Source organism: Halorubrum sp. FL23, from assembly GCF_052439115.2.
Lineage (GTDB): Archaea > Halobacteriota > Halobacteria > Halobacteriales > Haloferacaceae > Halorubrum > Halorubrum persicum.
In genome coordinates this window covers 120,507-143,339 of record NZ_JBQVRO020000011.1, presented here as the reverse complement: position 1 = coordinate 143,339, position 22,833 = coordinate 120,507, and the positions used below count along the sequence as shown (strand labels likewise).

General features: G+C 64.7%; 20 protein-coding genes, 1 tRNA gene and 1 pseudogene. 11 read left to right on the top strand and 11 right to left on the bottom strand.

The features are described 5' to 3' along the window. Positions 1-28: 28 nt before the first annotated feature. From ACT4MF_RS14085 to ACT4MF_RS14065, 5 genes are all read right to left on the bottom strand, one after another. A complete protein-coding gene (locus tag ACT4MF_RS14085; protein WP_444683070.1) occupies positions 29-316 on the bottom strand; it encodes a DUF8076 family protein in 288 nt (95 codons plus the stop codon). 191 nt (positions 317-507) lie between these two features. Then, complete coding sequence (locus ACT4MF_RS14080) at positions 508-3,192, bottom strand: DUF1156 domain-containing protein (RefSeq protein ID WP_444683069.1); 2,685 nt, start codon at positions 3,190-3,192, stop codon at positions 508-510. Beyond that, on the bottom strand, positions 3,189-4,082 hold the full coding sequence (locus ACT4MF_RS14075; protein ID WP_444683068.1) for an alkaline phosphatase: 894 nt from the start codon (positions 4,080-4,082) through the stop codon (positions 3,189-3,191). The genes ACT4MF_RS14080 and ACT4MF_RS14075 overlap by 4 nt, the downstream gene beginning before the upstream one ends. Continuing rightward, positions 4,066-6,606, bottom strand: coding sequence for a DUF499 family protein (locus ACT4MF_RS14070; RefSeq protein ID WP_444683067.1), 2,541 nt, complete (start codon positions 6,604-6,606; stop codon positions 4,066-4,068). Before ACT4MF_RS14070 ends, ACT4MF_RS14075 begins: the two co-directional genes overlap by 17 nt. A 490-nt stretch (positions 6,607-7,096) precedes the next feature. Then, positions 7,097-7,170 (bottom strand) — tRNA-Lys (locus ACT4MF_RS14065). A gap of 152 nt (positions 7,171-7,322) precedes the next feature. On the opposite strand from ACT4MF_RS14065, the gene ACT4MF_RS14060 reads away from it, so the two are divergent. Together ACT4MF_RS14060 and ACT4MF_RS14055 are read left to right on the top strand one after the other, a co-directional pair. After that, a complete protein-coding gene (locus tag ACT4MF_RS14060; protein WP_444683066.1) occupies positions 7,323-8,786 on the top strand; it encodes a DHH family phosphoesterase in 1,464 nt (487 codons plus the stop codon). 83 nt (positions 8,787-8,869) lie between these two features. Next, entirely contained in the window at positions 8,870-9,088 is a 219-nt protein-coding gene (locus ACT4MF_RS14055; protein WP_099254808.1) for a DUF8145 family protein, read from the top strand. Positions 9,089-9,140: 52 nt separating this feature from the next. Here ACT4MF_RS14055 and ACT4MF_RS14050 read toward each other — a convergent pair whose 3' ends face one another. Together ACT4MF_RS14050 and ACT4MF_RS14045 are read right to left on the bottom strand one after the other, a co-directional pair. After that, a complete protein-coding gene (locus tag ACT4MF_RS14050) occupies positions 9,141-10,115 on the bottom strand; it encodes a nucleotidyltransferase family protein (protein WP_099254807.1) in 975 nt (324 codons plus the stop codon). 123 nt (positions 10,116-10,238) lie between these two features. Continuing rightward, positions 10,239-10,529: pseudogene (locus ACT4MF_RS14045) on the bottom strand (DUF5779 family protein); the annotation flags it as partial. 174 nt (positions 10,530-10,703) lie between these two features. Between ACT4MF_RS14045 and ACT4MF_RS14040 the strand changes: the two are divergent. The 4 genes from ACT4MF_RS14040 to ACT4MF_RS14025 all read left to right on the top strand — a co-directional run bounded on the left by ACT4MF_RS14040 (position 10,704) and on the right by ACT4MF_RS14025 (position 15,093). Further along, positions 10,704-11,417 (top strand): thioredoxin domain-containing protein, encoded by a 714-nt coding sequence (locus tag ACT4MF_RS14040; protein ID WP_099254805.1) that lies wholly within the window; start codon positions 10,704-10,706, stop codon positions 11,415-11,417. A gap of 74 nt (positions 11,418-11,491) precedes the next feature. Beyond that, on the top strand, positions 11,492-12,790 hold the full coding sequence (locus ACT4MF_RS14035) for an MFS transporter (RefSeq protein WP_444683065.1): 1,299 nt from the start codon (positions 11,492-11,494) through the stop codon (positions 12,788-12,790). Positions 12,791-12,845: 55 nt separating this feature from the next. After that, positions 12,846-13,619 (top strand): prephenate dehydrogenase, encoded by a 774-nt coding sequence (locus ACT4MF_RS14030; RefSeq protein ID WP_444683064.1) that lies wholly within the window; start codon positions 12,846-12,848, stop codon positions 13,617-13,619. A gap of 25 nt (positions 13,620-13,644) precedes the next feature. Beyond that, on the top strand, positions 13,645-15,093 hold the full coding sequence (locus ACT4MF_RS14025) for a small ribosomal subunit Rsm22 family protein (RefSeq protein ID WP_444683063.1): 1,449 nt from the start codon (positions 13,645-13,647) through the stop codon (positions 15,091-15,093). A gap of 51 nt (positions 15,094-15,144) precedes the next feature. On the opposite strand, the gene ACT4MF_RS14020 is transcribed toward ACT4MF_RS14025, so the two are convergent. Both ACT4MF_RS14020 and ACT4MF_RS14015 read right to left on the bottom strand, forming a co-directional pair. Continuing rightward, positions 15,145-15,399, bottom strand: a complete 255-nt coding sequence (locus ACT4MF_RS14020) for a hypothetical protein (protein WP_099254801.1) — start codon at positions 15,397-15,399, stop codon at positions 15,145-15,147. 87 nt (positions 15,400-15,486) lie between these two features. Then, positions 15,487-16,209, bottom strand: coding sequence for an SOS response-associated peptidase (locus ACT4MF_RS14015; protein ID WP_444683062.1), 723 nt, complete (start codon positions 16,207-16,209; stop codon positions 15,487-15,489). Between the two features lie 111 nt (positions 16,210-16,320). Between ACT4MF_RS14015 and ACT4MF_RS14010 the strand changes: the two genes are divergently transcribed. Beyond that, the gene (locus ACT4MF_RS14010; RefSeq protein WP_099254799.1) at positions 16,321-17,085 is read left to right on the top strand and encodes a ribonuclease H-like domain-containing protein; all 765 of its coding nucleotides are present in this window, start codon (positions 16,321-16,323) and stop codon (positions 17,083-17,085) included. Positions 17,086-17,117: 32 nt separating this feature from the next. Here ACT4MF_RS14010 and ACT4MF_RS14005 read toward each other — a convergent pair whose 3' ends face one another. After that, positions 17,118-18,242: a polymer-forming cytoskeletal protein gene (locus ACT4MF_RS14005; RefSeq protein ID WP_444683061.1), complete on the bottom strand. Its 1,125-nt coding sequence runs from the start codon at positions 18,240-18,242 to the stop codon at positions 17,118-17,120. Positions 18,243-18,393: 151 nt separating this feature from the next. Between ACT4MF_RS14005 and ACT4MF_RS14000 the strand changes: the two genes are divergently transcribed. From ACT4MF_RS14000 to glmM, 4 genes are all read left to right on the top strand, one after another. Then, positions 18,394-18,576, top strand: a complete 183-nt coding sequence (locus ACT4MF_RS14000; protein ID WP_099254797.1) for a DUF5786 family protein — start codon at positions 18,394-18,396, stop codon at positions 18,574-18,576. 91 nt (positions 18,577-18,667) lie between these two features. Further along, positions 18,668-18,865, top strand: a complete 198-nt coding sequence (locus ACT4MF_RS13995; RefSeq protein ID WP_099254796.1) for a DUF5800 family protein — start codon at positions 18,668-18,670, stop codon at positions 18,863-18,865. A 112-nt stretch (positions 18,866-18,977) separates the two neighbouring features. Beyond that, positions 18,978-20,183, top strand: coding sequence for an LEA/WHy family protein (locus ACT4MF_RS13990; RefSeq protein ID WP_444683060.1), 1,206 nt, complete (start codon positions 18,978-18,980; stop codon positions 20,181-20,183). 115 nt (positions 20,184-20,298) lie between these two features. Then, positions 20,299-21,633: a phosphoglucosamine mutase gene (gene glmM / locus ACT4MF_RS13985; RefSeq protein ID WP_444683059.1), complete on the top strand. Its 1,335-nt coding sequence runs from the start codon at positions 20,299-20,301 to the stop codon at positions 21,631-21,633. A 48-nt stretch (positions 21,634-21,681) separates the two neighbouring features. Here glmM and ACT4MF_RS13980 read toward each other — a convergent pair whose 3' ends face one another. Next, on the bottom strand, positions 21,682-22,605 hold the full coding sequence (locus ACT4MF_RS13980) for an MMPL family transporter (protein ID WP_444683071.1): 924 nt from the start codon (positions 22,603-22,605) through the stop codon (positions 21,682-21,684). Between the last annotated feature and the right edge of the window lie 228 nt (positions 22,606-22,833).

Here is a 22,833-nt window from a genome sequence, read left to right as displayed (position 1 = left end):
ACTCAACGAGAAGATTCACTGCACTACCTCAGTTGAGGCCACTGGAGGTGAAGTCTAAACGGTTCTGAGACGCGACCAAAAAATTGACCCGATCTCGAAGGAGTCCATGGATATACTGACAAGCCTCCTGAGCATTCTCAGAGCTAATCAGATAATCATCTAAACCGTAGACTGTCACATCGTACGGGAGATCCTCCATCTGTTGAATACGACGGAGGAACTCGACAATACTCATCTGCTCATTGAAACGACCACGGTCTTCGACTGCATCTTCAGACAGAATATGATAGCCGATATCGTAGTCTGTGGTCATCATGATCACCTGTGTTGGCCTATGTGATAAATTTCGGCACGATTCGCTGCCCGAGCCAATCCCCCCCCCAAGAAGTTCTCTCTGTGTGGTCTGATTGAATCTCTTCTGCGTGCTGCTGATGCTATTCAACAGGATTTGGCCTAGAGCGTGCCTGAGAAAATTGGGTAGTGCTAGAAATCGATGTGCAGGACGACTTAGTGGAAGTCTTCCAAGTCGAGCTGCGTGTCGCTCCGCTCTTCAACGTAGTCAGCAATCTCGGAGTAGACATCGTCGTTCTCGAGCTCTACAAGCCGGCGTAGCACCGCGATCGCCCCTTTGTCGGTCCACTTTCCGAACTCTTGAGACAACCGATCGTTCTCGAACAAGTACCGGAGGTAGTGAGCACGGTCGACCGCTAGCGTGTCTTGCTTGTGCTCGATCCGTTCCGCCCGTTCTTCGGGTGAGAGAACCTCTAGTTGGTTCCCATCCTGCTCCAGTAGACCCTGATGCACGAGCTCGGCGACGTCAAGGCCCCGAGTCCGGAGATCCTTGTTCAGTGCGTTGTACGACATGGAGTTCCCACGACCAAGCACGTAGGTGAGGTAGACCGCACTGGTCGGATCCATTTCGTCACCCAGCATCTGGACACGCTCCTCCATCAGCTGCTCATCGACGATACCTCGAATGGTCTCCAGTGCTTGGTCGACAGACATCTGCTCCCCTTCCCTGGTCACATTCGGGAAGTGCTTCGAGAAAACCTCCAAACACTTGCCCATCGTAATAGCGAAGATATCCCCTTGAGTCAGTCTAGAGCCACTCTCTTCGAGTCGAGCGATCTCGTCACTGGCCCGGAAGTAGATATCGTCCTCAAGTGACTGCCAGCTCACTCCCTCGGGATCCTCATCGCGATTCCTACAGACGACGATCATGTCGTACTCGATGTTCGCCTTGTCGTGGATGTGAGTACTCCCACGCATCTCGCCACGGATTGGGTAGAGTGAGGTCACGTAGAAGCCGGCATCCAGTACGGATTTCAGCACCGTACTCCACCCCTCAGTCTCCTTGTGGTGGAAGGTGAATGCCATGATCCCGTCGTCTTTGAGCTTTTGATTTGACTGGTCGAAGACGTTCGTCAGACCGGTAACGAAGTGTTCCTCGTCTCGATAGGTTTCGACGCTGTCTTCGCCGGCCGGGTCACTCACAACCTCGCTCGCCTTGGGGGTGAGTTCGGCCGAGAAGTGGTCGTACTCGTCCTCGAGGATCTGCTTGAGCCAGACGTAGTAGAAGTCCGCCGTCTCAGAGTACATGACGTTGTCAAAGTACGGTGGGTCGGTGATGACGGCGTCCACGCTGTTGTCGTCGATTGGGAGGTACTCTGAGGTCCCGCAGCGGAGGTGGACATTGTAAGTTGCGCCCTCCTGTCCGTCGACAGGTTCACCGAGTTCGTCGGGGTCATCAGTAACGTAGCCTTCGACCTTGCCGACACCGTCGCGCTGTTTCGTCTCTCCATCTTCGACATATTTCTCGTAGGGATTCTGGCAGAACTCTTTCCCTGCGCGCATCTTGTCGAACTCAGTCGAGAAAGTTGCTGCTCCTGCTTCTGTTCCCCAGACATTATTTTCGACTGGCTCATGGCGTGCTGTGATTGTGTGTCTCTTGTACATCCCCTGGATCTTGTTGGCAGAAGTGTGATATTCGCAGAACATATTGTTGAACGTGGTTGTGTCTGAGAAGGCCAGAAGCAGAAACTCCATGACATTCTTATCCTCAATCTCTTTGATCTCATTGAGTATTTTCGAGAGACAGAGCAATTGCCGAGAGTTGAACATTTGGTCATATCTTTCGTATCCGTGCCGGCGAGCCCGGTCGGAACTTCCCCTGTATCGGGTTATCTCCGGAATAGGAAGCTCAGAGCGCATCTCATCAAGTTCTTTCTCAGCTTGATCAAACAGCCCTTGATCAAATTCGGTAGCAGATTTGTAGCCTTTCTGTCCAGTGTCAGGACAGTAGTATTCCACTGCGTAGAGCCCCCGATCGGCAGGACCAAATCGATCAATACTCTCGATAATAGACATTTCCGGTTGCTCCTCACAGTGTGGACAGGTGTAACTGCCACGAGAAACGTTACCAGCATCCTTCGGGACATATTCACAGTTACATTCTGGACACTGGGTGTCTGTGCTATAATCATCCGTTTCGAAAACATGCCAGCATACGGGGCAGACGACATTGTCGTAATTGTCTTTAGAAGACCGAGCACTGGAGATGCGATAGTCCTTAAACAGGTCTACGCTTTCTCCACAGTTACGACATGGAAGTTGGTTGACCCAGAAGGAGTACATCGCGTCCGCATGTTCGTCGCAGTGCGGACATTCTGTCCGGTAGTAGTTCTGTACTTCCTTACCAACATTCTCTTTTATTTCTTTGAAGGCTTGGTCGAGATCACCCAGATCGACATGTTCCACCTCTTTCTTCACGACGAACCACGCGACAGGGTTGAGCTCGCTTCCGATGGCGTTACACCCCATCCGATTGGACTCAACGATGCTCGTCCCGCCCCCCATAAATGGGTCGAGAACGGTTTTTTCGTTGAAATCGACGTCCTCTAAATAGTACTCCCAGAGCGCATCTGGATTATCCCAATCGACCTTCGGAAGCCCATTATTTTCCCCGAAGGTGGACTGACGCTGACCATCTACGGTCATTTCCTCATCTGCAAGTGCGTAGAGGATCATCGTCCGGAAAACGGAACCCAACCGTCGGGCCCACCACTTGTGCATGGTGTAGACCGGCCGGTAGTACCGTTTCGCGTGCGCTTCTTTCGTCGCGATCTCGTTCACTTCGTCGATCGGGAACGAAATCTCGATGGGTCGTCGATCTCTATCGTCGTCTGAGCTCATTTGAGAGTAGCGTTAATCCGAGGGGTGAGACACTCGTGGAGACTGAGTCCGCCGTGTTGGAACGTGCTGTACTTCCCACGAGCCGGCCATGTATGCCTGCCGATAGGGAGGTACCAACCGTCTGCCTCAGCGACAATTCCTCGCTTGACCAGATCACTTGCGTCCCCGTCGCCGACACTAACAAACCTCCCACCTGTGAAAACCTCCTGGAGCCGGTTCTTCCACTTCTCACTCACAGGAAAGGCGTGTCCGGCGTCCAGTCGGACGTAGCCATGATCGGATCCGAACACGATGCGGTCGGCCTCGAGTTGGTCAACGATAGCGCGGAATGCGTTCTCCGTCTTCTCGTAGGCCTCGTCGATAGTCGACAGCTCGGTTTTACCCTCCTGAATGCTCTCTAACAACGCGTCTGGGAACCGACACCACACGAGGTCCTCATCACCGTCGAGGGTCGGATCTCGGCTCTTCACGTCCGTCGTCTTGTGCTCCCGCTTGATCCCTCGGTAGTCTACGCGATCGCGGTAGAACTTCGTCTCTGAGGGAAGACCGGAGTAGGAATAACCCACGTCGACGTCGTAGCCCATCGAGTCGAGCACATCGACGAACAACGGGGCCTCCCGAACGCTCATCGCGTCCATCACGACGAACGTTCCGTTTTCAGGAACCGACAACGAGGTGTCATTCACACAGCGGTCAGCAAGCGTGTCGTAGAACTCCCCATAGACGTCGAGGAGCAGCCGTTCAAAGTTGCTTGCCTGCTTCTCGTATGCGTAGTGGTTAGCAACGCTGTCTGATTCAGCCGACCAGATGTCGTAGAGGATGTCCCAGACGGGCTGAACGGGGTCGTCCTCCTGGACGAGTCGCTCGAGGGCGCTATTCTTCAGTTTCACTCTCGATCACCAAAGTAGCGTCAATATGGCTCGCGCTCGGTAGCTCTCCGAGGAATTCGAGCAGATCCTGTTTCGACATGTCGTCGATGTCGTAAGTGAGTTCAATACTCGTGACGGTGTCCGTGTCTGCGTTGACTCGGGACTCCGCCATGCTCCGTAGCACGCGCGAACTGTTCCCCTCTAATGTGACCCGCTCCTCCGTCGTCGACGATACGACACTCGTTCCGCCACCACCGGTACTAGATCCGGGCGTATCCGGTCCAGTTGTGGACCCATCTCCTCCGAAGGATGTCTGTCCCTCGGTGTCCCCTTCTGCCCCTACACCGGCGCTACCTCCACCGGTACTAGAGCTTCCTTCTCCTCCTTCTGGCTCCTCGTCTTCCTCGAAGACCTCCTCGGGGAGGGAGTCCGGATACCGGATCGTCAGATCGTCTTCTAGCTCCGGCAGACGGTCGCCCTTGTGGGGCACATAGAGGTTTGCCCGGTCGCCCTGTAAGACGATCTTCTCCTCCTCGTAGAGCTTGCGTAGTGCGGAGTAAAACAGCTCGTCGTCGAGGAGAACAGGCATCCGACGGAACTGTTTGAAATCGTTGAGCATCGACTCAACTGTGACTCCACCATCGGTGTCCTCCACTGTTTCGAGGATGGTCTCGCCGACATAGGTCTTATCTCGGCCAACTTTGTCCTTCACATCGGCGACATCGGCGATGACGTTCTTCCGACGCATTCGGAGCTCGCCGTCCGAAGTCGTGCTCCACTTCACCCATTTGCCGAATCGTCCAGAGAGCTCTGAGACGAGTTCGCGACGCTCATCGCGGATGATCCGTCGCAGCTCCCCCTTATCGTCGTCAACTTTTCCACGGAGATTTTCGGCGCCGAGTACGCGAGCTGCCTTCCGGAACATCTCGTCGTCGTCGCGAATTGTTTTCTTCGGTGTAACGAAGAGGAGCCGATTCTGGTACTTTCGTCCACTATAGAGGTCTGTCAGTTCCGACTCCAGAACACCATTCGAGAGGTAATCAAGGGTGACGACGATTCTGAGTGAGTCAGTATCGGGAATCTCGTCGTCAGGGTACACGTAGACGTCGTCGTCCCAGACATCCTCGCGAACGACATTAACGAGGGTATCCTCAATATCACTCCGCTCGTCTTCCAGCAAACGACCCTGTTCGCGCGTGACGAGTGCGGTCAGTTTCGGATCTTCCGTGATATAGTAGTGGTCGTTCCCCGAGCTCCTGTCGAGATAGTGTGCGGTCCCGTAGAGGCGGTTCAGGGACATATCTAGCTTGTCTATCGTCGTTTTCGACGGCTTGTACGTCCCCACGAGAGACTCTGTTACTGACGCCATCTGGGCCCGCTCGTCAAGCGTGTACAGAAGGATCGTTCGCAGTAAATCGTCACCGTGGTCGACCTCTTCCACGTGGTCCCGGTCAGAGACGTACCTGTTGAACAACGTGGCGTTGATCCCACGGAACGCACTGGGTTCGACGTCGCAAGTAATGATCAGATCAGTTTCTTTGTACAACCGTCGAACGGTGTCCGCGAGTACGTTCATGGCCCCGCGTACGTTCTGTCGCTCCTTCCCCGCCTCGTACAAGTTATCGAGGAGGCGCAGTAGTTCGGGGTGGAATGGATAGGTCTCGACCATTCGGTCCTCATACCGCTGAAGTTCTCCTAACTCGTCTGTCTGGACTGGATCGGAATAGCCCTCAATATACTCGGTCACAATCTCACGAACTGCGCTCTCGTCGATATCCTCACGACGCGTTTCGAACAAGCGGTGGAGGATGATCCGCTCTCTGTCTCCGGTGTCGTTCAAATCCACCGAGTACGGACTCGTCCTCTCAAGAATGCGTTTGAAGTCCTGGCTCTTGTCCAGCAGGGTGACGAAAACGAAAAGATCCCGCTGTGGGTCGCTAGCGACCTCGAACAGGTTCTGAAGGAAAAACTCGTTTGCCTCAAGTAGATCTGAGTCGCCAGATTGTCGGAACGCTTCCCACCACGTTTCGATTTCATCGAAGAACACGGCCACCGGTTTGTCGCCTACGAGATCCTCGATATGATCCGTCGTCGGATACCGGTTCACTTCGTCAAGAATGTCTTCTCCCCCCAGATCTCGAAATATGGGTTCCCAAATTCGATCGGCATCTGTCTGGCTCGTGGAAAGGATACTGGCGCGCGCAGAGTCGGGAACAGAGAGATCGATTCCCCATTCGTCAAGCCACGTCTGTCCCGCCTCTGGGGAGTTGAATAGATGGTAGAGAGTGAGTAGTCCGTGAGACTTACCGGCACCATATGGCCCTGACAGTGTGATCCCCCCTTGGCTGTCACGTCCTTCGAGCTTGTCGTCGACCCGATTGAACGCGGTTTGGAGGGCATTCGACGGATACGTCATGGAGAGAAGCCGGTTGGAGTCGTTCTCCAGCCGATCTTCGTCGCTCCCGACTTTGTGTGCCTGAAGTACACCCTGGAATCGGCCTTCAGTTATTTCGTCACGCGGTGTGAGAAGATTAGAGATGGTCACACTACGTTTGTTATTAGTGGTCTACTTGATGTTTACTCAATACGAGGTCGCTACAAACTACTCTGCCAGCTGTCGCGGTAGTGCTGAGTGGTTGCGGAATGTTGGTATTTGCGAGCATATCCACGGCATGCGGAGATGTGGGGTCGTTGATATCGAATCACACCAATCAGGATTAACCAACAGAAATGGTCTGTAATCCCTGTCGTTGGTTAATTGGTGGTCTGCGACTATTCACCGACTGTAACAGTTGAGTAGAAATTGGGGCCAGACCAATCACCGTTCGGTTCAGAATCATCGAGTGGCCTCCCACGCAGTATGTTGGATATGCAACAAATTTATGCTGTAGTGCGCGTCAACTATGAGTTAGATGCCACACGTGAGGGGGCACCGTTCGGTCACCGAACGAAATCTACCCGCAAATGCGCCGGGTCTGAGTCGATCGGGTTGCCGTCATGCGGTCTACACGACTCGGAATAGTTCGGTGAAGGAGCGGGCCGGGCGCGATTTGAACACGCGACCGACGGATTAAGAGTCCGTCGCTCTCCCTAACTGAGCTACCGGCCCTCACCGAATCGTACCCGTGTCGACGTAAAAGGCCTTTTCATTCGACGGCGCGCAGCGAAGCGGCGTCGCTCAACCGTTTCACCCGGTGCCCCGCTCACGCGCTCGACCCGAGAGCGCACTCGTTAAGTGTCGTCCCGCGGGAATCTCGGGCAATGAGTAGTGGAGCATCCGGATCGGCACGAACGCGATACGCGATCCTCGGCTGTGGGAGCGTCGGGCACGCCGTGGCGGAGGACCTGTCCAGCCGCGGCAAGGACGTGCTCATCCTCGACCGCGACGAGAGCCGGGTCGAGGCGCTCCGCGACCAGGACCTCAACGCCCGCGTGCAGGACATCGCCGACCCGGACGTGGTCGAGGCGCTCGACGACCGAGATATCGTGTTGATCCTGGCGAGCGACGTCGAGGCCAACAAGGCCGCCGTCTCGGCCGTGCGCGACACCGGCGGCGACCAGTACGTCGTCGTCCGCGCCTCCGACCCCGTCAGCGAGGACGAACTGCGCGAGCGCGGCGCCGACGTGGTTATCAACCCCTCGACGGTGATCGCCGACAGCGCGCTCCAGTCGTTGGAGACCGGCGAGCTGGAGTATATGGCGCGTCAGCTCGCGGAGATCATCGAAGGCGGCGACGGGCGAATGGCGATTCTGACGCACGACAACCCGGAGCCGGACTCCATCGCGTCGGCGACCGCGCTGCAGGCCATCGCCGGGGCGTTCGGCGTCGAGGCGGACATCCTCTACACCGGCGACGTGGGGCATCAAGAGAACCGGGCGTTCGTCAACCTCCTCGGGATCGACCTGCTGGCGCGCTCGGAGGCCCCGGCGCTCGCGGAGTACGAGACGGTCGCCGCGGTCGACCTCGCGAAGTCGGCCGACGACGGCTTCGACTTCGACGTCGACATCGACATCTACCTCGACCATCTGGAGGCGGAGGTCCCCTTCGACGCCCGCTTCGTCGACGTGCGCACCAACGTCTCCTCGACGTCGACGATCCTCACCAAGTACCTCCAAGAGTTCGACCAGTCGCCCACCGAGGCGGTCGCGACCGCCCTCCTCTACGGGATCCGCGCCGAGACGCTCGACTTCAAGCGGGACACGACGCCCGCGGACCTGACGGCGGCCGCCTACCTCCACCCGTTCGCGAACCACGACACGCTCGAACAGGTGGAGTCGCCGTCGATGAGCCCGGAGACGCTCGACGTGCTCGCGGAGGCGATCCAGAACCGCGAGGTGCAGGGGAGCCACCTCTTCTCGACGGCCGGGTTCATCCGCGACCGCGAGGCGCTCGCGCAGGCGGCCCAACACCTGCTCAACCTCGAGGGGATCACGACGACCGCCGTGCTCGGGATCGCCGACGACACCATCTACCTCGCCGCGCGCTCGAAGGACATCCGCCTGAACATCGGCAACGTGCTCGACGAGGCGTTCTCCGAGATGGGCGACGCCGCCGGCCACTCGACGCAGGGGTCGCTGGAGATCCCGCTCGGCATCTTCACCGGGATCCAAGCGAACGGCGACAACCGCGACACCCTGCTCCACCTCACCGAGGAGGCCGTCCGCCGGAAGCTGTTCGACGCGCTCGGCGTCGAGGGCGGCGGCGAGAGCGGCAACGGGTCGTAAAGCCGCGAGATCGGAGACGAAGCGTGGCCTCGCCAGAGCGGTTTTCCGCTCTCGGTCCGTAGTCCGGGTGACGGCGAGTTACCATGTACGTCCCCGAGGATCCGCCCGAGGCCTGCCCCGCTTGCGGCGACCCGTACGCGTCGGTGTCGCGCCACGACGACGGGTTCGTCGTCAACCTGCTCGACAACGAGCGGTACCGGCGGGTGTGTTTCCACCCGGTCGATCCCGAGGCCGACGCGGACGCCGCGTTCGACTGCTACCACCACACGCACCGGCAGACCGGGAGCGCTGCGGGGGAGTAGCCAGCGTTACAATCGGTTCCGACCGTCGGACGCGCGGCGATCGACGACCGCGCTAGAAGCCGTCGCCTTCGGTGATCGAGGTGTACGAGCCGATCAGCGCGCCCGTGAGATCGACGTTCTCCAGCGTGACGCCCTCGTCGATCACGGAGTTGCTGACCTTCGAGTCCGCGATCGTCGCGTCCGGGAAAACCACGGTCCGATCGAGCGTCGAATCGGTGACGGTCGCGCCGGGCATGACGTGAACCACGTCGCCGAGGGTGGACCCCTCGACGGTGGCGTCGTCGGCGACGAGCGTCCCGCCGTCGAGCGCGTACTCGACCGCGTCGAGGTAGCTCTCGGCGGTCCCGATGTCGAACCACGCGCCGTCGAAGGTGAAGGCGTGGACCGCGCCGCGCCCCTGGAGCCACTGGAGGAACCAGCCCGGCTCGTCCGGGTTGTTCCCGTCCTCGAGGTAGGTCGAGAGGTCCGGGAGCGTCTCGGCGGGGAACGCGTAACACGCGATCGAGACGAGCGTGGTCTTCGGGTCGTCCGGCTTCTCCTGGAAGTTCACGACCTCGTCGCCGTCGAGTTCGACCAGCCCGTACGATTTGGCCCGCTCGCGGTCGCCCACATCGTAGGCGGCCAGCGTCGGCGTTCCCTTCTCCTCGAAGAAGTCGGCGAACTCGGACAGATCGAAGCTGATCATGTTGTCGCCGGCGACGACGACGAGGTCGTCGTCGACGCCCTCACGCTCGACCAGTTGGGCGAGCGCCCCGACGACGCCGAACTTCTCGTCTTCCTCGACGGTCTCCTCGACCGAGAGGGTGGGCTTTTCGAACGGGCTGTCGGCGAGGTAGTCGGCGAACGCGTCGGCGAAGCGTTCGTTCGTCGAGACGAACACCTCGTCGACGCGGTCGTCCGCCTCGAAGTCCTCGAAAATCTCGTCGATGACGGTGTTCTCGCCGACCGGAAGGAACATCTTCGGTCGGGTCTCGGTGATCGGCCAGAGCCTCGTCGCGTAACCCCCCGCGAGTACGACGGCTTTCATACGACTCCCGTCTCACCCCGGCATCATACCTCTTGCGCTCGTGTCAACGGGGAGAAACGGGTTCGGCGTTGTTTGACCGCGGGCGGACTCGGTCGCGCCCGACGACTCGGGCGTCGCCTACTTGCTCAGTCGGTCGGTGTCGATGTTCACGCCGGGCGGCGTGACGACGAGGAACCCGCGGAAATGCATTAGCTCGCCGCCCATGTCCTTGACCTCGCGCGCGAATCCCGCGGCCAGCTCGTTGAGGTCGCCGTCGATGGACAACACGAGGGTGTTGCCGTAGTCGATGCTGCGGACCCACTCGTCGGGGTCGGTCGTCCCGTCGAGGACGCCGAGCACGACGTCGCCGGCGGCCGCGAACGCCTCGTCCATCTGCTCTTCGGCGTCGCGCAGGTCGAGGTCCCAGTCGCTCATACCACAGGGTTGCGAGGCGACGGCAAAAACGTTCGGACGCGTCATCGGCCCCGCTTGGACGCCTCTCCGGAAATCTTCGACCGCGTCCCTAGCGCCCAGTCGAGGCCTGCTCCGCCACGGCCCTTCGATTTCCCCTCTCGGTGTGGTTAAGTGCGCCCCGGCCGGATCGGCGGTATGGAACACACGCGACGGTCCCTGCTCGCGGGCGCCGCGTCGGCCGGCGTCGTCGGCGCAGCGGGCTGTCTGGGCGGCGGAAGCGGTGGTGACGGTGGAGGCAACGACGGAAGCGGCGGAAGCGACGGCCTCGACATCAGCGGCGTCGATCTCGACCCCGGCCAGTACGACTGCGATCTCACCGAACCGGCGGACCCGAACCTCGACTACCGACCGACGCTCGGAGACCCCGACGCCGAGGTCGTGGTACAGGCGTTCGAGGATTTCACGTGTCCCCACTGCGCGACGTACAAGCTGGAGTCGTTCCCGGTCATCCGCGAGGAGTTCATCGCTCCGGGCGATATCCGGTACGAGCACTGGGACTTCCCGATCCCCGTCGACGAGACGTGGGCGGTCCCCGTCGCCAGCGCGGCGCGCGGGGTCGGCGATCGCCAGGGGAACGAGGCGTACTTCGCGTTCTCGTCGGCCGCCTACGAATCGCAGGGAAACTACGGCGGGGAGGCGATCGGGGCCGCCGCGGAGGCCGCCGGCGCGGATCCCTGCGCCGCAATCGCCGACGCGCGGTTCGCGGCGTACGGAGAGGCGTCCGCGAGCGACCGGAGCGAGGGCGTGTCGATGAACATTTCGGCGACGCCGTCGGTCTTCGTGAACGGCGAACCGGTCGACGGGTACGACGCGGACTCCGTCGCGGCGGCCATCGAGTCGGCGCTGTAGCGGGGGCTGTCCCGATCCCCGTTGTGACCCCCCGAACGTCGGCCTTTTGAGCGTTCGGCACGATTTATAAGTAGATGACGGAGGACGACCGCGGCGACCGGCGGCGGCTGGGGGCCGTCGTGCTCGCCGTGTTGATCTCGCAGGTGCTCCTCTACCCCGGGGTGCCGGCGCTGGTGGTGGCGCTCGGCGCGCCGGCCGGGATCGACGCCGGGATGTGGTTCCTCGTCGCCGAGTTCGGCGCGTTCGTGACCTTCGCGGTCGTCTGGGGCGCCGCGAGCGACGCGCTCGGCCGTCGAGCGCCCCTCATCGTCGTCGGCGCGCTCGGGGGCGCCGCCTCGTACGTCGTGCTCGCCGCAGTCCCCGAGTTCGGCTTCGGGTTCCGGGCGGCGCTCGCGGTGCGCGTCGTCGGCGGGGCGCTCACCATCGGCGCCTTCTCGCTCGCCGTCACCGCGCTGATGGACCTCCGGGGCGGCAACGGGCGAAACATGGGGACCGCCGGGGTCGCGATCGGGCTCGGCGCGGCGGTCGGGTCGGTGGTGGGCGGCGCGCTCGCCGATCTGAGCGCCTTCTTCCCCGTTTACGCCGGCGCGGCGGTGCTGGCGGGCGCCGGCGCGCTCGCGGCCACGGTCGACGACCGGGCGATCGCCGACCGAGCGGCTGCTCCGGACGGCAGCGGGTCGGACGGTGACGGGTCGAGCAGCGAGGACTCGGAGGGCGGGTCGGACGACGTGGGGTTCCGCGACGTGCTCGCCCGCGCTCGCACGACCCGCGGGCTCTTGGTCCCGCTCGCGTTCGGCTTCGTCGACCGCCTCACCGCCGGCTTCTTCGCGCTCGTCGGCGTCTACTACTTCCAAGACCCCGCGACCTTCGGCCTCTCCGCGGGAGCGGCGGGGGCGACGCTCGCGCTCTTCTTCGTCCCCTTCGCGGTGCTGCAGGCCCCGTTCGGCTCGCTCTCGGACCGGATCGGGCGGTTCCTCCCAGTCGTGATCGGCTCGATCGCGTACGGGATCGTCACCATCGGCGTCGGCGTGGCGCCCGTCTACCCACTCGCGGCCGCGTTCATGGTGCTCGTCGGAGTCTGCGGCGCGCTGATGGCGCCGGCGACGATGGCGCTCGTCACGGACCTCGCCGAGCCCGAGGCCCGCGGCGCCGCGATGGGGCTGTTCAACGTGTTCGGGTCGCTCGGGTTCCTCGCCGGCTTCCTCATCGGCGGGACCGCCACCGACCAATTCGGCTACACCTCCGCCTTCCTCGCGGTCGGCGGGCTCGAACTCGGCATCGCGCTGGCGCTGTTCCCGGCCGTAAAATCGATCGCACCGGGCGGCGGGCTGCTCGGGCTCGGCGGCGGTGCCGGGGGCTCGCCGTCGGAGTGACGCCCGCCCGAGTCGAGCCCTTTTAAGCCGTCCAGCCCCTCCGTCCGGGCGACAGATGGATATCCTCGTGGTGGGCGCCGGCGAGATCGGCCGCTGGATCGCCGACACCGTGTCGGCCGACGAGTCGCCGGTCGACGCGACCGTGGCGTTCGCGGACCGCGACCCAGCGGTCGCCGCGGACGCGGCCGCGGCGCGCGACGCCGAGGCGGTCCCGGCCGACGGCGACACCGTCCACGACGCGGTGTGTCTCGCGGTGCCGATGTCGGCGGTCCCCGCCGCGGTCGAGGCGTACGCTCCCCGCGCGGAGCGGGCGATCCTCGACGTTTCGGGGGAGATGACCGACGCGGTCGCGGCGATGCGCGAACACGCTCCGGAGCGCGAGCGCGCCAGCTACCACCCGCTGTTCGCCCCGCCGCGCGTCCCCGGCAACGTCGCCGCGGTCGTCGACGAGGGAGGCCCGGCGATCGAGGGGATCACGGCCGCGATCGAGGCCGGCGGCAACGAGGTGTTCGAGACGACGCCCGCGGAACACGACGAGGCGATGGAGACGGTGCAAGCCGGCGCGCACGCGGCGGTGCTCGCGTGGCGACTCGCGGGCGACGACGTGCGCGAGGAGTTCCACACCCCGGTGTCGGCCGCGCTCGACGAGATCGCCGACACCGTCACCGAGGGGTCGCCCGCGGTGTACGCCGAGATCCAGCGCGCCTTCGACGGCGCCGACGACGTTGCCGCGGCGGCCCGCGAGATCGCCGACGCCGACTCGGCGGCGTTCGCCGATCTGTACGAGGCGGCCCGCGGCGACCGCGCGGAGCGGGAGCGACACGAGTGAGCCGATCGACCACGCCAGTGATTTCATGATAGACAGAGCAGCCGTCCGGAACAACGCCAACTACCTGCGCAACGTCAGACCGATCGACCCCGAGGAGATCGCGGAGTACATCGAGGGGGGGCCCCATCCCGCCGTCGTCCGCGAGACCCTCCGCGAGGAGGCGTTCGACCTCCGGCTCCGCGAGCGCGACGACGGCGCCTTCGAACCCGTTCCGGAGGAGCCGGTTCCAGACCCCGGGTGGGCGCCGACCGCGTTCCCCGACGACTACTCGTTCGCCCTCGAGGACCTGCTCGTCCGCGAGTTCGGCGCGAACTGGCACCGCGGGGAGTCGGGCGCGGAGCTCCGCGAGGCGGTGCGCCGGCTGAAGGACGACTACCTCTACGGCAACGACGTGGCGTACGACCGGGTCGCGGCGCTCGGCTACGGCATCTACCACCTGCCGGCCTACTACGCGACGATCGGCCACGTCCTCGACGACCTCGTCGAGAACGCGCTGCTCGACCGGACCCTCCGCGTCCTCGACGTTGGCGCGGGCGTCGGCGGCCCTGCGCTCGGTCTCCACGACTACCTCCCGGACGACGCCGTCGTCGACTACCACGCCGTCGAGCCGAGCGCGGCCGCCGACGTGCTCGAGCGCATGCTCGACGAGACGGGGCGGAACTTCCGGTCGACGGTTCACGAGGAGACCGCGGAGTCGTTCCTCGGGCTCGATGGCGGGACGGCGGGAAGCGGTGACGCCGCCCCTGAGGAGTTCGACCTGGTCGTGTTCGGCAACGTCCTCTCCGAGCTCGACGACCCGGTCGCGGTCACCGAGGCCGCGCTCGGTCGGCTCGCGGCCGACGGGAGCGTCGTCGCGTTCGCGCCCGCCGACCGCAACACCGCCATGGGGCTCCGCGAGGTGGAGCGCGCGGTCGCGACCCCCGAGAGCGGCGTCGAGACGTACGCGCCCACGCTCCGACTCTGGCCGAACGCGACGCCCTCGGACGGCGGGTGGTCGTTCGACGTGGCCGACGACCTCGACGTGCCGGCGTTCCAGCGCCGACTCGACGAGGCCGCCGATCGCGGTTCGGGCGACGAGCCGGGCGAGTTCGTCAACGTCGACGTCCAGTTCGCGTACGCGATTCTCCGTCCGGACGGGAAGCGACGAGTCGACGTGCAGGCGAGCGCAGACCGCTGTGCGCGCATGGCCGACTCGGAGGAGCACGTCACCGACCGCGTGAACCTCCTCGCGGTGAAACTGAGCCACGACCTGAGCGCCGGCGGCAACGCCCTCTACCGCGTCGGCGACGGCTCACAGACGGTTGACCACTACCTCGTCTGCACTCGGGAGACCGTCCTCAACGACGACCTCCGGACGGCAGATTACGGCTCCGTGGTCTTCGTCGAAAACGGGCTCGTGCTCTGGAACGACGACGAGGGGGCGTACAACGTGGTCGTCGACGACGAGACGGTCGTCGACCTCGTGGCGCCCTGAGACGGTCGCGGCGTCGAACCGGCTCACGGACGACCTTCGCTGTCCGCGGGGTCAGAGGCGACCGTTCACGGTCAGTCCGTTCCCACCGACCTCGTCGCGGACGACGACGTACAGCGTCCAGACCACGACGCCGCCGAAAAGCGCGGCGACCGTCCACGCGAGTGCGTGGTCGCTGTTCCGATCCACCGCGTCCAGATAGATGATCAGCGACGCGAACACGACCGGGACGGCCACCACCGCGGCGAGGAAGAGGACGACGAACAGTTCCGGACCGCCGGGGAGGCCGACTTGGAGGACGGAGGGCATTACCTCTCGTTCATTTAACAGGAATAAAAAGATTGCTTCGGACGCGCACGCCGTGGGCCATCACCGGAACCGCTCGCTCGGCCGTCATCACCCGGCGGGCTCGATCAGCTCCGGCGCGTCGACGGCGGGCGAGTTCACGCGGTCGGAGACCGGATACGCCGTCAGTTCGTCGGCCGGATACGGATCGAGCAGCGCGGCGGCCTCGTCGGGGTCGCCGTGGAGCCACGTCGCCTCCTCGCTCGGGTCGAGGACCACGGCCATCCGGTGGTGGAGGTCGGCGACGAGGTCGTTCGGCTCGGTGGTGACGATCGTGAACGACTCCACGATGTCGTCGGTCTCGCCAGAGTCGCCCCCGTCGCTCGCTCCGCCGCCGAACGCGCCGAGTCCGGTCTGGGTCGTCTCCGGTTCGGGGGACTCCCACCGCTCGTAGAGCCCCGCCATCGCGAACGGGCGGTCGTCCTCGAAGGCGACGCGGTAAGGCGTCTTCCCGCCCGCTCCGTTCTTCCCCTCGACCCACTCGTAGAACCCGTCGGCGGGGACGAGACACCGACGACGCTCGAACGCGTCGGCGAAGCTCCGCTTCTCGCGGACCGTCTCCGCGCGGGCGTTGATGAGGTCGAACGACTCGTCGGCCCACGAGGGGGTGAGCCCCCACTTCATCCGCGTCGCGGCGCTCGGGTCCTCGTCGGCGATCACCGGGAGGTCCTGGCCGGGCGCGCAGTTGTAGCTCGGCTCGACGCCCGCGAAGTCGGCATCGAACCGGGATTCGAGGTCGGCGGCGGGAGTAAAACGGGTGTAGCGACCGCACATGGATGCGATTCGTTGGGGCCGGTCGTACTTAAGTAGCGGTCGGTGAGGGGCACCGCAGAGCCGGTCGCCGTCTCCCGTCGGGTTTTTGCCCGCGCGCCGCCGCGGTCGGGTATGCGCATCGAGAACAGCTTCATCCCGGTCGACGGGGTCGGCGAGACGACGGAGCGCCGGCTCTGGCGCGAGGGCGTCACCACGTGGGAGTCGTTCGACCCCGCGGTCGACGTTTCCGGCGTCGGCTCGACCACCGCCGACCGGATCGAGTCGTTCATCGCCGAGGCGCTGACACGCCTCGACGACGGCGACTCCGCCTACTTCGACCGCACCTTCCCCAGCGGGGAGCGCTGGCGGCTCTACGAGAACTTCCGCGAGGAGACCTGTTTCTTCGACATCGAGACGACCGGGCTCGACGAGCACCGCAACCAGGTGACGACGGTGAGCTTCCATCAGGCCGGGGAGACGACGACGCTCGTGGCCGGCCAGGACCTCACCGCGGAGCGCCTCCGCGAGCGGTTCGCCGACGCCAGCCTGCTCGCGACGTTCAACGGCGCCCGGTTCGACGTGCCGTTCTTGGAGGCCTCCTTCGACGTCGAGATCGACACGCCCCACCTCGATCTCATGTACCCCTGCAAACGGCTCGGGCTCTCGGGGGGACTGAAGCCGATCGAAGCGGAGATCGGTATCGAGCGCGACCGCCCGGACATCTCGGGGCGGGACGCCGTCCGGCTCTGGCGCGAGTACGAGGGCGGCGACGACGAGGCGCTCGAGACGCTCGTCTCGTACAACCGCGAGGACACGGTGAACCTCCGGACGCTCGCCGACGCCGTCACCGAGGCGCTCCACGAGGACGTGTTCGTCGGCGAGGCCGTCGAGCGGTAGCCGTCGTCAAAATCGGTTAGCGGCGGCTTCAGTTACGTCGCTTCCGCGTCGGCGTCGGGTTCGTCGGTGCCGGGGTCGTCGTCGGACCCTTCGACGCCGCGCGTATCGGAATCGGAATCGGCAGCGGAGCGGGAGTTCTCGTCGCCGCCTTCGTGCTCGCCAGGGGCCCCGTCGGCGGCGGTGTCACCGCTTTCGTCACTATCGCTTTCGTCGCCCTCGCTTTCGTCGCCCTCGTCAACGCTCGCGTTCTCCTCGTCTCCGTTGCCCTCCTCGTCGCCGCTCTCCTCGCCTCCACCGGTCTCGTCTTCGTCACCGCCCCCGGTCTCCTGAACCAGCTTCATCTCGCCGCGGGCGCGGAGGGTGCCGTCGATTTCGGCGCCGTCGTGCACGACGAGGTCGCCCGCGGAGACGTCGCCGAGCACCCGCGCGCCGGCCTCCACGGTGACGGTTCCGCCGCGGGTGGTCACGTCGCCGTGGATCGTCGTGTCCGCGCCCACGGTGATCCCCTCGCGGGCGCGGAGGGAGCCGAACACCTCGTTGCGCTCGCCGGTGCGGATCGACTCCGCGCGGAGGTTACCGTGGAGCCGACAGTCGTCGCCGACGGTGGCGGGCGTCGAGACGCGCCAGGCGTCGTCGGAGATCTCGGCGCCGCGCGGGACGAGCAGGGGGTCGCGAACCTCCTCGCCGTCGGCGAGCGCCTCCGCGAGGTCGTCGGCCGCGTCGGCCTCGCCGAGCCGCAGGAGCTGAGAGAGGACGATGAAGTAGAAGACGAGGGTGGGGACGGGGTTCCGGATGACGATCCAGCCGTTCGCCTCGAACCCCTCCTCGATCGTCACGTCGTCGCCGATGTCGAGGTCGCCGGAGACCATCAGCCGGCCGGTGACGGTCACCCGCTCGCCGAGGTACGCGTCCTCGCCGACGAGGACGTTGCCGTCGACGGAACACCACGTGTCCAGCCGGCAGTCGCCCTCGGCCTCGATGTCGTTTTCGACGCTCACGCGCTCGCCGAGCGCGACGTTGCGCCCGCGAAGCCCGAACTCCACGGTCGACTGGCCCCCGACGAGCACGTCGCCGTCGGTGACGAGATCGTGCTCTTCGACGGTCGTCCCGGACGGGACGGTGAGCTCCTCTATCGGACCGCCTCCCCTCAGCGACACACCGGGAACACTCCCTCCGCCCGTATAAACCGTATGGGGTCGTCCGACAGTCGTCGGACGGGGACGGCGGACGAGACGACGCGGCGTGCGGGGCGTTGCCGAACCGTCGCGGTGTCACTACCCTTATCAGGCCGGCACGGCAGGCTCAGACATGGGATTCGGATCGTACGACGAGAGCGAGCAGAAGGACCAGGACGTAGACACCGACGACGACAGCGCCGTGAACGTTCACGAGAACGACCACGACGGCGAGGTATCCATCGAGGGCGGCGCGTCGACCGACGACCTCGTCGGTCGCCTCTCGGAGATGAAAGACGACGGAGACGAGGAGTAGCTCTCCGGCCGTCGAACGCGGAGGGCCCCGATTGGCGGCGGAACGCCGCCGTGTCACGTCCCTTTTATCCGGTCGAAGCCAACTGCGGCCCATGAGCACTGACCTGACGTTCACCGACGACGGCGTCGACGTCGTCTACGAGGGCACCGAGTTCGAACTGGAGAAGGACCTGATCGAGGAGGCCACCGGGAAGGAGTACCGCGATGTCACCGACCACGAGGTGTTGCAGATCGTCGCCGAGCAGCCCGATCTCGACGGCGAGCCGGTGCGGATCGGCGACGTGCTGTAGGCCCCGCACGGGCGGTCCGGGCACGCGCTGCCACAACCTGTTACTGAGACGGAGTATACCCGATCTGGTGCCGATGCGGTACGATTTTACGATCCCGCGAGATTGAGCGAGTATGAATCCGAGCGACGCCGCCTCCGCGCTCGTCGGGTCAAAGCTCAGGATCGCGCTCCTCGGGGTGCTCGTCGTCGGGGGAGCTGTCGGCGGGGCGTTCGCCCTCGGGGTGCTCGGCGTGCCGAGCGTCGCGGCCGTCGACAACACGTTCGGCGACGTGACCAACGAGACCACGGAGATCGAGACGGATCTGGTCGTGTCGAACCCGAACCCCGTCGGGATCGGCCTCGACGGCGTCTCGGTGAACTACACGGTCTCGATGAACGACATCGAGATGGCGCAGGGCGGCCGGGAGGGCGTGCGCGTCGGCACCGGGAACTCGACGCTGGAGCTGGAAACGGAGCTGCGGAACGACGAGATCCCGCCGTGGTGGGTGAGCCACGTCCGCAACGGCGAGCGGACGACGGTCGACATCGACGCCACCGCGACCTCGGAGCGTCTCGGTCGGGGCGTCGATTTCTCGCGGAGCCGCGAGATCCAGACGGATCTCCTCGGCGCGTTCAACTCCGACGAGACGCGACCGGTGAACGCCGACAGCCTCCTGGCGGACGATCCCGTGCTGTACATAAACGAGACGCGGGGCGAATGGGGGAGCGTCAGCGAGACGGAGACCCCGATCGACATGGCGTTTACCGTGTACAACCCGAACCTCGAACCGTACGCCGTCACGGAGATCGGCTACGACATCACCATGAACGGGGTCAAGATGGGGTCGGGGCAGACCGGGGAGGGGTACGTGATTTCCTCGCAAAGCACCGAGACGGTCGAGTTCACGACGGCCCTCCAGAACCGCCGCCTCGACGACTGGTGGGTCACCCACCTCGACGAGGACGTTCGCGGGCATCAGGTGACCGGCCTCCGGATCGAGTTCTACGCCGTGATCGAGTTCCCGGGCGGCGGGGAAGTCACCGTCCCGCTCGACGCGCTCACCTACGAGGAGACGATCGAGACCGACATCTTCGGCGAGGGCGACGACGTGCGGAACGGGAGCGACTCGTCGGGGGGCGAGGCTGACGGCGACAACACGACCGATAGCGGGACAGACGACGAAAGCGGAACCGACGACGAAAGCGGAACCGGCGATGGAAGCGGAACCGACGATGGAAGCGGAACCGACGACGGAAGCGGAACCGACGACGGAAACGGAACCGATGACGACACGCAGAACGGGTCGGACGACGACGACGACGGCGTGTTACCTGTGTAGGGGTGAACGCCGGGGTTCAACGGCCCTGATCCGTACGCTTTCGTGGGTGAGCCAATTGTGCGAGAGCGCCCACCATACACGTGGTTTTTCCGAGGCGCCTCTGTAGGGGACGACGATGACGCAGCGAGACTATTTCGGGACGAGCGGTATCAGGGGTCGGGTCGGAACGGAGGTCGACGCCGACCTCGCGCTGACGGTCGGGCGGGCGCTGGCGAGCGAGGCCGACCGAGTCGTCGTCGGTCGGGACGCGCGAACGACCGGAGCCACCCTCGTCGACGCGCTGGCCGCGGGACTGACCGAGTGCGGGACGGACGTGATCGACGTTGGCGTCGCGTCGACACCGACGGTCGCCCGGGGGATCGCAGCGCGAGACGCCGATGCCGGAGTCGCGGTGACCGCCTCGCACAACCCGCCGCGGGACAACGGGCTCAAGCTGTGGCAACCCTCCGGACAGGCGTACGATCAGTCGGGACAGGACCGACTCGTCGAGCGGATCCGGGCGGCCGACTTCGCCCGTCAGCCCTGGGACGCGTTCGGCACGCGGTCGACGTGGACGGAGGCGCAAGCGGCCCACGTCGAGGCGATCGTCGAGTCCGTCGACGTGTCGGACCCGCCGTCGGTCGTGGTCGACCTCGGCAACGGGGCGGGCGGCGTCAGCGTCGAGGCGCTCCAGTCGATCGGCTGCTCGGTGGAGACGCTCAACGCCCAGCCCGACGGGCGGTTCCCGGGGCGGCCCAGCGAACCGACGGCGGAGAACTGCTCGACGCTCGCCGCGACGGTCGCGTCGACGGACGCCGACCTCGGGATCGCCCACGACGGCGACGCCGACCGCATGATGGCCGTCACCGAGGACGGCGAGTTCGTGTCCGGGGACGTCCTGTTGGCGCTGTTCGCCCGCGACGCCGCCGGAGCGGGCGACCGCGTCGCCGTCCCGGTCGACACGAGCCTCCTCGTGGCGGACGCGCTCGCCGACGCCGGCGCCGAGGTCGTTCGGACGCGCGTCGGTGACGTGTTCGTGGCCGAACGAACAACGGAGGAGGGCGTCGTCTTCGGCGGCGAGCCGAGCGGGGCGTGGATCTTCCCCGACGACACGCTGTGTCCGGACGGCCCGCTGGCGGCGGCGAAACTGGTCGAGCTCGTTTCCAGGGCGGGATCGCTCGCGGCGCAGGTCGACAGCATCGAGCGGTACCCCATCCGCAGAACGACCTTCGAAGTGCCGGAGAAGGCGGCGGTCATGGAGCGACTCACCGCCGCCGTCAGCGACGACTACGACGACGTGGACACCCTCGACGGTGTCCGGGTCGACCTCGGGGACGGCTGGTTCCTCGTGCGCGCCAGCGGGACGGAACCCCGGATCCGAGTGACCGCCGAGGCCCGCGATCCCGACCGGACGGACGCCGTCTTCCAGACCGCGCGCACGCTAGTCGAGACGCACAGGGACGCCGCCTGAACGCCGGCGCCGTACCGGCGACGCCCCGCGGTCGGGGGCGGCTGTGGCTCACCCGGCGACGGATGAGCCACCGCCCGACCGCGCCTCGTGGTACCGCTCCCACAACAACACCGCGGAGGGGAGCGCCAGGATCGTGAACACGAACGAGTACAGCACGCTGAGCGCCATCAGTAGCCCGAAGTCGCCGAGCACCGGCGTGATAGCGAGCGCCAGGGCACCGGTGCCGAGCGACGTCGTGAGCATGCTCCCGAGCAGGGCACCGCCCGTCCCGGCGAAGGTGATGACCATCGACTCGTAGGCGTCCCCGGTCTCGTTGAACTCGTCGACGAAGCGATGGGTCGCGTGGACCGAGTACGCGATCCCGAGGCCGATCGAAATCGAGAGGATCGTCGCGGTGAGCGCGTTCAGCGACAGGCCGAGCGCTCGCATCGTCCCGATCAGGTACGCGATCGCGATGAGAATCGGGAAGAGGTTCACGACGCCGAGGAGGGGTTTCCCCTCTAAGACGCCGTACGAGATGACGAGGAAGACCCCCGTCAGCCCGATCGCGAGTATCAACCCCTGGATCGCCGAGTTGAAGATGATGTCCGTCACGGCGTCGAACACCACCAGCTGACCGGTCGCGGTCGCCTGCGGCCGGAAGTTCTCGGTGAACTGTCGGGCGTCGGCCGCGGCCTCCCCCTGCGACGCGGTCGAGTCGATCGCGTACTCGATCTGCGCGTTTCGGCGATCCGGCGTGAGGTACTCGGAGGCGCGGTCGCCGGCCGGCGAGGCGAACAGCTCGTCGTATATCAGTTCGAGATTCCGATCGGGAACGCCGTTGCCGTTCACGTCGTTACGAGCGACGAGTTCGGCGAACTCCGGGTCGCGCTCGGCCTGCGATCTGATCACGGTAATGATGCTCGTCGGACGAGCGCTCCCCCCCTCGCCGACGGCGAGCGAGCCCGGCGGATCGTCGTTCGGCGCCGCCATCGCCTCCAGCGCGTGGTCCTCGTTGAAGTTCCCTTCAACGTATATCGTCACTGATTGGTCTTGGCTGGTCGAGAAGCGGTCTTCCAGAAGCGTGATCGTCTCCGTAACCGTGTACTCGCTGGGAGCGAACGGCTCCGGCAGTGCGGTCACGTACTCCGGCAGTTCCTCCGGCGGAAGGAAGTCCTCCGTCTCGAACGAGGTATCCACACCGCTCCCGTACGCACCCGC